We start from the raw sequence: 12892 nt of genomic DNA on the forward strand, positions 1-12892 counted from the left end.
TTCATTCTCTAGCAGGGATTTTTATGACCCGAGTAGACTACGCCCAACTGTCCCAGACCATCGCTGCTTTGACAGACGGCGAAAGTGATACCGTTGCATTGATGGCCACAATCACCTGCGAGGTGCATCACAGCGATGACCGGTTCAACTGGACCGGTTTCTATCGTGTGGTCGCACCGGAACAGCTGAAAATCGGCCCTTATCAAGGTGGGCATGGGTGTTTGCAGATTCCGTTCTCTCGGGGCGTTTGTGGTGCGGCTGCCAGAACCGGAGATGTACAGCTGGTTGCCGATGTCGAAGCTTTTCCGGGGCATATCGCCTGCGCCACCTCGACCCGGTCTGAGCTGGTGTTGCCGATTTTTGATGCCTCTGGCGATGTCATCGCAGTGTTTGATATCGACAGTGATTTGCCCAATGCCTTTGACATCGAGGATGCAAAACACCTCTCAGAGATCCTGTCACGGGTGTTTTCTGTAAAATAGGAAATCGGCATATCGCGGTCGCAGACTGCTTGACGCCTTGTGCATGGTCCAGCTTTGGAGGGTTTACGAGAGTTGAGAGATCTGGTGTCCTTGGGTGCCGGGTCTTTTCCTGTTTTAGGAACAGAAGAGTCAGTGAAAAAGTCCTTGTTTTTTTCACTGACTTGAAGCACCGTGAAAAAACAGCAGAAATTTTCACAGGTGTTATGTGACGGACCAATCACCACAACCAGCGAGCTTGGGCGCCGATTTGCGGGCTTTACGTAAGGCACGTGGAGCGACGCTGGCTGATTTGGCAGCCCGGCTTGAACGTTCGGTTGGATGGCTGAGCCAAGTTGAACGGGATATTTCTGAGCCTTCAATTTCAGACCTGCGCGCTATTGCCAAATGCTTGGACGTTCCGATGTCGATGTTGTTTGCCCATTCGGCGGCTCCGGTATCTGAACAGGGTTACATTGTCCGCGCAGGTGCGCGCCGTCCGATGGGGTCCGGTGAGGAAGGGTTGATAGAAGAGTTGCTCTCTCCCGATTTGACGGATGATTTTGAGATGGTGCACTCAACCTTTCGCCCTCATTCGCGAATGCAAACACCGGCAGACCGACCCACGCAGGAGGTTGGCTATGTGATCTCAGGTCAGCTTGATCTTATCATCGGTGGTCGAAGCTTTACGGTGGGTCCGGGTGATAGCTTCCGCATCAAGGAAGAGATGTATCAATGGGCCAACCCCTATGAAGTGCCTGCGGTCACCGTCTGGGTTATTGCGCCGCCGGTGTATTGATGAGCTTTGACGCGTGGATCATATTTTCACTGTTCTGGCTGGCCTTCGTCACTACACCGGGCCCGAACGCAGTGAACTGCATCTCAAACGGAATGAACCTTGGTTTTGGTAAGGCGATGCTTGGGGTGATGGCGATCCTGACGCAGGCTACGGTGTTTTTATTGTTGTCAGCTTTGGGCATCACAGCGCTGATCGCTGCGTCTCCCACGGGGTTCTTTGTCGCAAAACTTATCGGGGCCGGATTTCTGATTTACCTTGGTATCCGCGGCTGGCGGACCGCCACCAAACCGGTACCATCAGTGGAGCGCCCTGCTCGCCACGTCTATTTACATGCCTTGGCTGTAGCGACCATCAACCCCAAAAGCTTTGCTGGCTATTTGGCTGCCTTCTCGCAATTTGTGCAACCAGACGTTCCGATTTGGTCGCAGATGGCTGTCATTATGCCCACTGCTTTGGTGCTGACCACGCTTAGCTACACGGGCTTCACTCTGTTCGGCGTGGGCATGGGGCGTGCAGCGCTTGCTGCTGTTTTTAACATCTGGATTCGCCGTGTTCTGGCAATCTGCTTCATCGTCTACGGCGCCCTTTTGGGTGCAAGCAGTTTACCCAATTTGGAGGGCGCGTCATGATCAAGGGTCATTGTCTCTGCGGTGAGGTTCAGTTTGAGACCAAAGTCACCCCTAGGGGCGTATCGATGTGCCATTGCGGCCAGTGCCGACGTCAGTCAGGGGGCATCTGGTCTTCCGCTTATGTCGCTGACAGTGATCTCACCATTACCGGCGAGGTGCGCTGGTACGCCTCCAGTCCGGATGCCCGGCGTGGGTTCTGTCCGGCCTGCGGATCCTTCCTGTTCTGGAAAGCAAATACTGAAGACACCATCAGCTTTGCTCTCGGAGCGGTGAACAATCCAACTGGGCTCCAACTCGAGAAGCACATCTTTGTAGCCAACAAGGGTGACTACTATCACATCGCCGACGGGCTGCCTCAAGAAGAGTACTGAACTGGCAACTACCAGATCGAAACCATCCTTAACAGGGAGACGACCATGTCTGATTTTCCAACACGGGCCCGCGTGGTCATCATCGGCGGCGGCATCGTTGGCTGCTCAGCTCTATATCATCTGGGTAAAAAGGGTTGGACCGATTGTGTCTTGCTGGAAAAGAACGAGCTGACAGCTGGTTCGACCTGGCATGCGGCCGGCAACGTACCGACATTCTCGACCTCTTGGTCGATCATGAACATGCAGCGCTATTCAACCGAGTTGTACTCCCGTCTCGGCGAAGAGGTTGACTACCCGATGAACTACCACCAGTCGGGATCGATCCGGCTGGCCCACACGAAAGAGCGCGTGCAGGAGTTTCAGCGCGCCTGTGCTATGGGGCGGTATCAGGGTATCGAGATGGAGATCTGGACACCGGAAGAAGCCAAAGAGCACTATCCCTTTCTCGAAACCCACGATCTCGAGGCGGTGCTGTATGACCCGACCGATGGTGATATCGATCCGGCGCAGGTGACTCAGGCGTTGGCAAAAGGCGCGCGCGATCTGGGGCAAAAGATTATCCGTTTCTGCCCGGCAACTGGCGTTACCCAAACGGATAATGGTTGGATTGTTCATACCGAAAAGGGCGATATCGAATGTGATTATGTGGTGAATGCTGCAGGTTACTATGCTCAGCGTGTCGGTGAGTGGTTCAAGCCGTATGGCGGTCGGACAGTGCCAATGATGGTTATGTCTCACCAGTATCTGCTGACTGAGCAGATTGATGAAGTGGCGGCCTGGAGTAAGGAACACGGAAAGAAACTGCCTCTGATCCGTGACGTCGACGTGTCTTACTATCTGCGTCAGGAAAAGAACGGCTATAATCTTGGCCCCTATGAACCCAATTGTAAGGGTGAATGGCTGACCGAAGACAACCAGATGCCAGACGATTTTTCCTTCCAGCTTTGGTCGGACGATCTGGACCGGATCGAGGATATTGTGACCGATGCGATGGAACGGGTGCCGCTGATGGCGCAGTCCGGTGTGTCCAGCGTAATCAATGGTCCGATTCCCTATGCACCTGATGGTCTGCCGCTGCTTGGGCCTATGCCAGGTGTCGACAATGCATTTGAAGCCTGCGTCTTCACCTTTGGTATCGCCCAAGGTGGCGGGGCGGGTAAGGTTCTGTCGGAATGGATCATTGACGGCCAGACCGAGTGGGACATGTGGGCAGTCGATCCGCGTCGCTACACAGACTACACCGATCAGGATTATTGTGATCAGAAAGGTATGGAAGTCTACGGCAACGAATACGCCATGCATTTTCCGCACCATGAATGGCCTGCTGCGCGCGGCAAGAAGGTCAGCCAGGTTAACAGCAAGGTCATTGAACTGGGCGGCCAGATGGGGACTTACAACGGTTGGGAGCGCGCCAACTGGTTTGCCGAAGATGGTGATGACACATCAGAAAAAGCGACCCATACATGGGGGCGCTCTGGCCCATGGCAGCAACGTATCAAGGAAGAATGCGAGGCGGTTCGCGATGGTGTCGGTGTACTGGATCTGCCGGGCTTTTCCCGTTTCAATCTGGAAGGTGACGGCGCTGCAGAGTTTTTACGAGGCCAGATCACCGGCGACCTACCCAAAGTTGGGCGGATGAATCTGGTCTACTTCTCGGATACTCGCGGTCGTATCCTGACTGAGATGTCCTGCGTGCGTCACGGCGAAGACCACTTCACCATGATCACCGCTGGTTCGGCCCAATGGCATGACTTTGAGATCTTGAAAAAAGCGCTGCCAGCAGGTTTGTCTCTGAGCGATAGCACGACAGAATACGCAACCATGATTGTGACCGGCCCGAAATCGCGTGAGCTGTTTGCTTCACTCTCGGATGCTGATCTTTCCCTTGGCTGGTTGACCCATCAAGAAGCCTCTGTCGCGGGGAAATGTGCGTTTCTGGCGCGTGTTTCCTACGCTGGAGAACTGGGTTGGGAAGTGCATTGCGCCAATGCGCACCAGCAGGTGATCTATGATGCTTTGCTGGCAGGTGGTGCCAAACCCTTTGGTATGTATGCGCTGAACTCTTTGCGGATCGAAAAGGGTTATCGCACTTGGAAGGGAGATCTAAGTACCGATTACTCATTGCTAGAGGGCGGGCTGGAGCGGTTTATCAAACTCGACAAGCCGCAGGATTTCCCTGGCAAAGCCGCAATCCAGAGTGAAAAGCAGCAAGGCGTGAAGAAGTCTTTTGTCACTATGATTGTCGAAGCTGGAGATGCAGACGCGCCCTATATGTCCTGCATTTGGAAAGACGGCGAGATCGTGGGCGAGACCACCTCTGGTGATTGGGGGTATCGTGTGAATGCATCCATTGCGCTGGGCATGGTCCGTGCGGAATTGGCAATTGCGGGTACTGAGGTAGAGGTGGAAATCTACGGCCAGAAGTATCGTGCCGTGGTTCAGAAAGACGAGCCTTTGTGGGATCCAAGCAATGACCGGCTCCGGGCCTGAGGTGGCCACTACCCTCGGTGGTCTGGCCTCCGGGGGGCGTCTGTGGCAGGTCGATATCCTGCTGACCGAGGGCTTTGTCCTGACTGAATTCTCCGCTGTGGTTGAACCCTTGCGCTTGGCCAACCGCGTATTGGCGCAGCCACCATTTTCATGGACACTGAGATCGGCAGAGGGCGGCCAAATCGGCTGCCATGCGGGCGCATTTGTGAAGACAGAGCCTTTTATTGCAAAAACAGACGCCGATTGCGTATTCGTTCTGGGCAATACCGATCCCGATTGTACGGCTTTGTCTATGGGGTCACTTATCGGTACGTACCGTGCGCGCGGCGCCAAGGTATATCTGCTGGCCGAGGCCGCCAGCAGATATATTCGCGATAATGGCAAAGACGGCACGCGGCATACAACGCATTGGGAAAATGCGACCTTGATGCGGGAACGAATGGGATTGTTTGACGCTAACTATGCGTTGGCCAGTGAGGATGGTCAGGTCGTGACCTGTGCAGGGATGGGCGCGACGGTCGATATCGTCTTAGCCTTGATCGGACAGCTGACCTCAGCGGCGGCCCAGGTGACGGTTGCGAATATATTGCTACATGACAAGATCCGCGATTATGGCTCGCTACAGCCGTTCTCGGGAGTGAAGCCAACCATTACCGGCGATGCCGACCTCGACCAGGCAATCCGGATAATGCAGGACCACATAGAAGATCCGTTGCCGATCAATGAGATTGTCGATCACTTGGGTATTTCGACCAGATCACTGGAGCGCAAATTCAAGACATTTCTGGGCACCACACCCAACGGGTTTTACCGTGAAATGCGTCTGAACAAGGCGAATAACCTGCTGCTGAACACCACTATGAGTGTCCGTGAAATTGGGCTCGCCTGTGGATTTTCGAACGGGTTTTCGAGTCTATATAAGGAATTTTTCGGAATGACGCCCTTTGGTCTGCGCAAATCCCGGCGCTCGACTCACTCCAGTTAATAATGCTGAATAGCTGAGAAATCTGTCTGGAGATTACTGCGGCCGGCTTGGCGTTTTTCATGCATTTTCTGTCGCGCTTACGTGGCAAACTCATGCTCAGCGTGTTCAGGAGAAACGAAATGAGTGATCTTCCCAACAAGGCCCGCGTGGTCATTATCGGTGGTGGCGTGATCGGGTGTTCAGTGGCTTACCACCTCACCAAACTGGGTTGGGAAGATGTGGTTCTGCTGGAGCGCAAGCAGTTGACGTCGGGGACCACCTGGCATGCAGCTGGACTGATTGCCCAACTGCGCGCGACCGCCAATATGACCAAATTGGCAAAATACAGCCAAGAGCTATACGGTGCTCTGGAAGCTGAAACTGGAGTCGCGACGGGTTTCAAACGCTGCGGGTCCATTACGGTCGCCCTTACGGATGAGCGCAAAGAAGAGATTTTTCGGCAGGCGGCGATGGCGCGTGCCTTTGGCGTCGAAGTTGAGGAAATCTCCCCCGAAGACGTAAAAAACCGCTACGAGCACCTGAACGTATGTGACGTTACAGCGGGCGTATGGTTGCCAAAGGATGGTCAGGGTGATCCGGCCAACATTGCGCTTGCTCTGGCAAAAGGCGCCCGCCAGCACGGTGCGTTGGTTAAGGAACGGATCAAGGTCACGGGGATCGCCAAACAGGGTCGGCGGGTCACTGGCGTGGATTGGATCAGTGATGACGGCCAGTCCCAAGGACATATCGCAGCAGACATGGTGGTAAACTGCGCAGGCATGTGGGGCCATGAGGTTGGCCGTATGGCAGGTGTAAATGTGCCTCTGCATGCATGTGAGCATTTCTATATCGTGACCGAAGGTATCGCGGGACTGACCCAGATGCCGGTGCTGCGAGTGCCCGACGAATGCGCCTACTATAAGGAAGATGCCGGTAAGATCCTCCTGGGTGCCTTTGAGCCGAATGCGAAGCCGTGGGCAATGAAGGGCATTCCGGATACGTTTGAGTTCGACCAGCTGCCCGAGGATTTTGACCATTTCGAGCCGATCTTGGAAGCGGCCTGCAACCGCATGCCAATGTTGGCTGAGGCAGGTATCCATACGTTCTTTAATGGTCCGGAATCGTTTACCCCGGACGATGCCTACCATCTTGGTCTTGCTCCCGAGATGGACAATGTCTGGGTTGCAGCAGGGTTCAATTCCATTGGAATTCAGTCCGCCGGCGGGGCAGGGATGGCTTTGGCACAATGGATGGACGACGGGCAGAAACCGTTTGATTTGGGTGACGTCGATGTAAGTCGGATGCAACCGTTTCAGGGCAACAAGCACTACTTGTTTGAACGTTCAAAAGAAACGCTGGGTCTGCTTTATGCAGACCACTACCCCTACCGTCAAAAGGCTACTGCACGTGGCGTAAGACGGACGCCGTTCCATCACCATTTGAAAGAACAAGGTGCAGTATTCGGCGAGCTTGCAGGATGGGAACGCGCCAACTGGTTTGCAAATGAAGGCCAGGAGCGGGAATATCAGTACAGTTGGAAACGTCAGAACTGGTTTGAAAATTCCGCCGTCGAGCATAAGGCCGTCCGCGAGAATGTCGGCATGTACGACATGTCCTCCTTCGGCAAAATTCGCGTAGAAGGTCCGGATGCTGAAACCTTTCTGAACTACATCTGCGGCGCAAATCTGTCGGTGCCGGTTGGCAAGATTGTCTATACTCAGTTTCTGAATACTCGCGGTGGGATCGAGGCGGATGTGACCGTTACCCGCCTGAGTGAGACGTCTTATCTGGTGGTGACACCGGCTGCGACGCGACTGGCTGACCAGACTTGGATGATGCGCCATGTTGGGGATCAACGCGTAGTACTCACCGATGTGACTGCAGGCGAAGGTGTGTTGGCCGTAATGGGTCCGAACGCGCGTAAGCTGCTGCAAAAAGTTTCGCCCAACGATTTTTCCAATGAGGTGAACCCCTTTGGGACCGCGCAGGAGATCGAGCTGGGTATGGGCCTCGCCCGTGTCCATCGCGTGACCTATGTCGGTGAACTTGGCTGGGAGATCTATGTCGGTGCCGATATGGCAGGTCATGCGTTTGAGACGTTGCATGAAGCAGGTAAGGAAATGGGGGCGAAGCTTTGTGGTATGCACATGATGGACAGCTGCCGGATTGAGAAGGGCTTCCGCCATTTCGGCCATGACATCACATGTGAGGACAACGTGATTGACGCCGGTCTAGGCTTTGCAGTGAAGACAGATAAGATCGATTTTATCGGCAAGGACGCTGTGCTGGAGCGTAAGGCAATTGGCCCGATGAACCGAATGTTGCAGTTCAAGCTGGCCGACGCTGAGCCGCTTCTGTTCCACAATGAGCCGATCATTCGGAACGGCGATTATGTGGGTTACCTCAGCTCCGGCAATTACGGGCACACATTGGGTGCGGCTATCGGGCTTGGCTACGTTCCATGCGAGGGTGAAAGCGTGGCAGATGTGCTGGGCTCATCCTACGAGATTGACGTCTGCGGTGTGAAAGTCAAAGCCGAGGCGTCGCTGAAGCCAATGTACGATCCAAAATCGGAACGGGTTAAGCAATAAACCCAATAAATTCCACTGGATGAAGGTCATCTCAGAGCGACAGAAGCTGCGCGCTATCCGCGCATCTAACGTCGATGGTGGTATGGGCGTTCTATTGATCAACGCGATTGGCTTGTTTTGCTGTTTCCGCTCTGTCAATTGCCCGTTGAGCTGTCATAAACGCGGCTCAAGGAGATTTTCAAGATGACGCCGCAGATCGAGAACAAAGACACGCCGCAGGGCCTTGCTTTTGCAGTATCCGCCTATCTGATGTGGGGGGGTCTGCCGCTATATATGAAAGCCTTGGCCCATATGCCTGCGGCCGAGGTCGTGGCGCATCGGGTGATCTGGTCGGTGCCTGTGGCGGGGATATTGTTGATCATCCTGCGCCGTACACGAGATCTGAAGGCCGCGCTGACGTCTCCAAAAGTCTTATTGATGGGGGCCGTGACCGCAGCTTTGATTTCGGTGAATTGGGGGATCTACGTGTGGTCCATCGCCAGTGGGCACGCTCTCGATGCGGCTCTTGGTTATTATATAAATCCCTTGTTCAGTGTCACATTGGGTGCGTTGCTGCTAGGTGAACGACTGACCGCTGCACAATTGGTGGCGATTGCATTGGCGGCGCTGGCTGTGCTGGTATTGGCAGTGGATGCCGGGCGGTTGCCTTGGGCCGCGATTGGTCTGACTCTCAGCTGGGGCTTCTATGCGTTTTTCAAAAAGTCACTGCCAGTGGGGCCAAATCAGGGGTTCATGCTTGAGGTGCTGATCCTTACGCCCCCGGCGTTGGCGTATTTGACCTATCAGACGGCCACAGGCGGCGCTCACTTTGGCAGTGACGTGAGCGACACCTTGCTGCTTTTGGGCTGTGGGGTCGTTACAGCCGTGCCTTTGATTACCTATGCCAATGGCGCAAAACTTCTGCGGTTGTCCACTATCGGTATTCTGCAATACATCGCGCCTACCATGATTTTTCTGGCGGCGGTCTTTATCTTCGGTGAGGAATTCGGCCGCGCACGGATGATTGCCTTCCCGATGATTTGGTTGGCCTTGGTGATCTACTCGGTCTCGTTGGTTCGTCAGATGCGTCGTGAATGACTATTCGGCAGCCGTCCGATTGGCGAGTTGGGTGTTGATGATCTCGGCCAATGCCTCTGCCCAAAGAAAATACGCTTCTGCGGAGGGGTGATACCCATCTCGTGCAGCCAGCGTTGGGTCATGGGGCATATTGAACGGTAGGTGCACAACACTCGGGTCTTGCTTTGCCAGCCTTGCCAGTACCCGGTCCAGCCGTTTTGCATGTTGTCCCAATACCCAGGCCAGAGGGCTGGGAAGAGCGGGGAAATCGGCCATGGGCGGAACGCCGCACAAGACCACCAGTTTTACACCAAACCGATCGCGCAACAGTTGAATCAGAGCGGACTGTTCCATGTGAAACTTTCGCCCTCGGGCCAGACGTGTCACATCATTGACGCCAAGGGCGAGCACAGCAACATCGAATGTCTGTGGCGGTAGCGCGTGGACCCGCGCCAATGTATCAGCACTGCGATGTCCGGTTGTAGCTTCCAACCGCCAGGTCAGGTGCCGCCCCTTGGTTAGTCTGGCGACCAGTTGACCACTGAGCGCATCTTCCTGACGGCCAACACCGACCCCGGCAGCTGAGCTGTCGCCAGCAACCAGCAGCCGCAGCGGCGTACCGTGACCCAGTTGCCCAAATCGGGGGCCTGAGGGTTCTGGTAGTCGCAGCGCACTGCGCCGCACGTTGATCGCCTGAACCAGCAACAGGGGCAGCAGCGCGACTCGCGCGATATGGTCAAAGCCGATCAGCTGAGAGCCGATTGGTACTGAAGAAAACGGGGATCAGAGGTAACCCTAGCCATAATCGCCTCCCGCAATACGCCGATGCTCTTATAGGGCCGCATGACAACTTCGAATTGGTTTATCTGCCCATCAGAATTCAGAGTGATCAAGTCAACACCGACGGCATCGAATTCGCCGATTTTGCACTGGAACTCCAAGGCCCAGTCATCCGCGGCCCCCATGATGCGACGATAGCGAAAGTCACTGAAGACTTCGCCCACATGCCCAAGAATAGCCGCGACTGGTGCTCGGCCAGTCCATGTTTTCCAATAGGTCGGGGGCAAGAATTGAACATCTCCGGCCAATAGATCGGCAATTTGGCTGTCATCGCCGTGCGCAACAACCTCTTGCAATCTGGCGATGGTCGGATGGATCATACTGCACCTCTCTCTCAGAACCGGGGGATACCGATGGGGCGGTTAGTGCCACCACCCTGCCGCCCTACGCTGCTACGAACAAGCGCGACGTTGCGAAACCTTGCTCTGAATGCAGGAGGTCGCTAGGGACGCGGTTATGACAGTCTCTAGCGCTTATACCCCGCCGATGGATCCCTTGGATATCCTGCACCATGACGCACAGTTGTTGGTGGTGAATAAACCCCACGGTTTGCTCAGTGTGCCGGGTCGTGGTGAACATCTTGCGGATAGTCTGCTGACCCGTCTGAAAGCAGTCTTCCCAGAGGCATTGCTGGTCCATCGGTTGGATCGAGACACATCCGGTGTCATGGCCTTTGGTGTCACCCCTTATGCGCAGCGCCATTTATCGATGCAGTTTGAAAAGCGCACCGCTAAGAAAGCCTATGTCGCGCGCCTCGATGGGCTGCTTGAGCCGAGAACCGGTACGGTAGATCTGCCCCTGATCGTGGATTGGCCAAACCGACCACGCCAGATGGTCTGTCATGAAACCGGCAAAGAAGCTGTGACGTATTGGCGCGTGATGAAATATGAAACCGCCGCAACGCGTGTCCGTCTGACTCCCAAGACCGGCCGAACGCATCAATTGCGCGTGCATATGTTATCGCTCGGTCATGCGATTCTTGGTGATCCACTTTATGCGGAGGGGGCAGCGATGAATCATCCACGCATGATGCTGCATGCCGAAGAACTCAGGATTAAGCACCCGGACAGCGGCGTATCCATGAAGTTTCGTGCCAAGGCGTCGTTCTAGCCTAACTTGGCTTTAGACACTGATGCGCAGCCAGTCCCGGGGCAGGATATCGGGATTCTGTAATTTCGGGTCACCGAACCATTTCGCCGGTCCGGCGACGCGGCGACTAGGTGTCTGGTTCAGCCAGGCAGCCCACCAGGAAAATGAACTATTCCCGATGATATTGTGCCGACACATGCTCATCAGGCGCATATCTTCGTAATCTTTTTCCGCGCCGTTGAAATCTACGACGACCTTCTCACAAGGTAGAGGAAGGTTGTCTTTGGCCCATTGCGGATCGTCCGAAAAAACATAGACGGTGGGTTGCCCGTCAAGCCCGGAGAGCACCTGGTCCAGCGCGGCTTCATAGTAGGCTTGATCACACAGCGCATGTGCCGCGAGGGTCAGATAATCTCCGCGGCGGACATGAAGCGAAACGGAATTGCTTTCGCTAATCCTCGCAGCCATTTCGGTGTTCTGCTGGTCTGAGAACGCGGGAAAGGTAAAGTTGTGACGGATTCGCTCTGCGATGTTGGAAAAATACCGCTCGCTCTGCCAGTACCCATGCAGGTAGCTGTCGTCTCCCCAGCGTTCAAATTCGGGGTTGAAGCCAAGGCCCGCCTCACGGCGAAGGTTTGGTTTAGCGCCCATAGCTTGTCCTGGGCCTCGCCATAGTGCGTAACGAATGGGGGCCGCCTGGCGTAACGGGGGTAGTGGATTGGCTGCTGCCAGCTCAAGATCGAACACGCGCGTCAAGACACCTTCGCCACGCAGTTCAGCACCCCGGCTGTCGAGCGCAAGTTGAACCCCCAGCCGATCCGCCAGCGCACGCCCGGCGGCGTATTGGAACATTTGATTTCCCATTCGGCCATGCAGGCGGGTGATGATCATTTTTGATCCCTCTAGACAGCTATGCAGTGTTCATAGGTGTCATGTGGGGATCTGACCAGCCCCGGTCCCATTCCCAATCTCAAACACTCTCATTCACCGGTACGGGCCTTCCAGTCGCTATAGGCAGACACCCCAAAATTTGCGTCAGGGTGCCCAGTCATCGGTGCCAGGATCTCAATCGAATGGCCGTCGGGATCTGTAAAGTATATGGACAGCGCAGGCATCCAACCCAATACAACGGGTTCATCAGTCGGCATGCCATTGAAATCAAGTGGTACAACGCCAGCATCAGACAACCGGTCGCAAACTCCATCCATCGCTGACACAGTACTGCGAAACGCCATGTGCAACCGCATACCCATCGGTGCGGACGCGCCCGACCAGAGCCCAAGCATCCCTTGCGCAGGACCGCCCACCCAATAGAATGCCACCTGCCGTTCGGGTATGTGGCGCGCCAGTTCCAGGCCCAGTATCTCGCCGTAAAACTCCATCGCCGTTTGCAGGTTTCTGACGGTTAGGTGGGTTTCGTAGATGCCAGTCAATTTGGTATCTATGTTGAGTTTCTGAGTAGAAAGAGGGGTTGCTTGCATCATTGTGAGGCTCCGAAGGCTTGTGATTTTTCTCAGCCTGCAAGCTCAAGTTGGGTTTAGATCAAGCCTTAGATCGTGTTGCTTTGATCTATTTGGCGAGAACTTTGGAACTTTCGACCCCAGG

General features: G+C 55.0%; 13 protein-coding genes. 9 read left to right on the forward strand and 4 right to left on the reverse strand.

Annotation, left to right across the window (positions count from 1 at the left end; all coding sequences use genetic code 11):
* The first annotated feature begins 23 nt into the window (after positions 1–23).
* From ACEWZM_RS10995 to rarD, 8 genes are all read left to right on the forward strand, one after another.
* Entirely contained in the window at positions 24–482 is a 459-nt protein-coding gene (locus ACEWZM_RS10995; protein WP_414006473.1) for a GAF domain-containing protein, read from the forward strand.
* Positions 483–687: 205 nt separating this feature from the next.
* Positions 688–1257: a helix-turn-helix domain-containing protein gene (locus ACEWZM_RS11000; RefSeq protein WP_414006474.1), complete on the forward strand. Its 570-nt coding sequence runs from the start codon at positions 688–690 to the stop codon at positions 1255–1257.
* Positions 1257–1886: a LysE family translocator gene (locus tag ACEWZM_RS11005; protein ID WP_414006475.1), complete on the forward strand. Its 630-nt coding sequence runs from the start codon at positions 1257–1259 to the stop codon at positions 1884–1886. Before ACEWZM_RS11000 ends, ACEWZM_RS11005 begins: the two co-directional genes overlap by 1 nt.
* Entirely contained in the window at positions 1883–2257 is a 375-nt protein-coding gene (locus tag ACEWZM_RS11010; protein ID WP_414006476.1) for a GFA family protein, read from the forward strand. The genes ACEWZM_RS11005 and ACEWZM_RS11010 overlap by 4 nt, the downstream gene beginning before the upstream one ends.
* Positions 2258–2302: 45 nt before the next feature.
* A complete protein-coding gene (locus ACEWZM_RS11015) occupies positions 2303–4747 on the forward strand; it encodes a GcvT family protein (protein ID WP_414006477.1) in 2445 nt (814 codons plus the stop codon).
* Positions 4728–5732, forward strand: coding sequence for a GlxA family transcriptional regulator (locus ACEWZM_RS11020; RefSeq protein WP_414006478.1), 1005 nt, complete (start codon positions 4728–4730; stop codon positions 5730–5732). The genes ACEWZM_RS11015 and ACEWZM_RS11020 overlap by 20 nt, the downstream gene beginning before the upstream one ends.
* A gap of 119 nt (positions 5733–5851) precedes the next feature.
* Positions 5852–8302, forward strand: coding sequence for a GcvT family protein (locus ACEWZM_RS11025; protein ID WP_414006479.1), 2451 nt, complete (start codon positions 5852–5854; stop codon positions 8300–8302).
* Between the two features lie 183 nt (positions 8303–8485).
* Complete coding sequence (gene rarD / locus ACEWZM_RS11030; RefSeq protein WP_414006480.1) at positions 8486–9379, forward strand: EamA family transporter RarD; 894 nt, start codon at positions 8486–8488, stop codon at positions 9377–9379.
* Here rarD and ACEWZM_RS11035 read toward each other — a convergent pair whose 3' ends face one another.
* Together ACEWZM_RS11035 and ACEWZM_RS11040 are read right to left on the reverse strand one after the other, a co-directional pair.
* Positions 9380–10042, reverse strand: a complete 663-nt coding sequence (locus tag ACEWZM_RS11035; RefSeq protein ID WP_414006481.1) for an SGNH/GDSL hydrolase family protein — start codon at positions 10040–10042, stop codon at positions 9380–9382. It lies immediately after the preceding gene.
* A gap of 62 nt (positions 10043–10104) precedes the next feature.
* Positions 10105–10518 (reverse strand): nuclear transport factor 2 family protein, encoded by a 414-nt coding sequence (locus ACEWZM_RS11040; RefSeq protein WP_414006482.1) that lies wholly within the window; start codon positions 10516–10518, stop codon positions 10105–10107.
* A 136-nt stretch (positions 10519–10654) separates the two neighbouring features.
* Between ACEWZM_RS11040 and ACEWZM_RS11045 the strand changes: the two genes are divergently transcribed.
* A complete protein-coding gene (locus tag ACEWZM_RS11045; protein WP_414006483.1) occupies positions 10655–11308 on the forward strand; it encodes an RluA family pseudouridine synthase in 654 nt (217 codons plus the stop codon).
* Between the two features lie 12 nt (positions 11309–11320).
* Here the strand turns inward: ACEWZM_RS11045 and ACEWZM_RS11050 are convergent, their stop codons facing one another.
* Together ACEWZM_RS11050 and ACEWZM_RS11055 are read right to left on the reverse strand one after the other, a co-directional pair.
* Positions 11321–12178 carry an alpha-1,2-fucosyltransferase gene (locus ACEWZM_RS11050; RefSeq protein ID WP_414006484.1) on the reverse strand — a complete coding sequence of 286 codons (858 nt, stop codon included), beginning with the start codon at positions 12176–12178 and terminating at the stop codon, positions 11321–11323.
* 89 nt (positions 12179–12267) lie between these two features.
* The gene (locus ACEWZM_RS11055) at positions 12268–12771 is read right to left on the reverse strand and encodes a VOC family protein (RefSeq protein ID WP_414006485.1); all 504 of its coding nucleotides are present in this window, start codon (positions 12769–12771) and stop codon (positions 12268–12270) included.
* Positions 12772–12892 lie beyond the last annotated feature (121 nt).

The sequence above is a fragment of the Phaeobacter cretensis genome (assembly GCF_047372505.1).
Classification (GTDB): Bacteria; Pseudomonadota; Alphaproteobacteria; order Rhodobacterales; family Rhodobacteraceae; genus Phaeobacter; species Phaeobacter cretensis.

What these genes read in the sequence shown, in the direction of transcription:
- ACEWZM_RS10995 (WP_414006473.1), top strand. Translation starts at nt 24, where the DNA reads ATGACCCGAGTAGACTACGCCCAACTGTCCCAGACCATCGCTGCTTTG.
- ACEWZM_RS11005 (WP_414006475.1), top strand. Translation starts at nt 1,257, where the DNA reads ATGAGCTTTGACGCGTGGATCATATTTTCACTGTTCTGGCTGGCCTTC.
- ACEWZM_RS11010 (WP_414006476.1), top strand. Translation starts at nt 1,883, where the DNA reads ATGATCAAGGGTCATTGTCTCTGCGGTGAGGTTCAGTTTGAGACCAAA.
- ACEWZM_RS11015 (WP_414006477.1), top strand. Translation starts at nt 2,303, where the DNA reads ATGTCTGATTTTCCAACACGGGCCCGCGTGGTCATCATCGGCGGCGGC.
- ACEWZM_RS11020 (WP_414006478.1), top strand. Translation starts at nt 4,728, where the DNA reads ATGACCGGCTCCGGGCCTGAGGTGGCCACTACCCTCGGTGGTCTGGCC.
- ACEWZM_RS11025 (WP_414006479.1), top strand. Translation starts at nt 5,852, where the DNA reads ATGAGTGATCTTCCCAACAAGGCCCGCGTGGTCATTATCGGTGGTGGC.
- rarD (WP_414006480.1), top strand. Translation starts at nt 8,486, where the DNA reads ATGACGCCGCAGATCGAGAACAAAGACACGCCGCAGGGCCTTGCTTTT.
- ACEWZM_RS11040 (WP_414006482.1), bottom strand. Translation starts at nt 10,518, where the DNA reads ATGATCCATCCGACCATCGCCAGATTGCAAGAGGTTGTTGCGCACGGC.
- ACEWZM_RS11045 (WP_414006483.1), top strand. Translation starts at nt 10,655, where the DNA reads ATGACAGTCTCTAGCGCTTATACCCCGCCGATGGATCCCTTGGATATC.
- ACEWZM_RS11050 (WP_414006484.1), bottom strand. Translation starts at nt 12,178, where the DNA reads ATGATCATCACCCGCCTGCATGGCCGAATGGGAAATCAAATGTTCCAA.
- ACEWZM_RS11055 (WP_414006485.1), bottom strand. Translation starts at nt 12,771, where the DNA reads ATGATGCAAGCAACCCCTCTTTCTACTCAGAAACTCAACATAGATACC.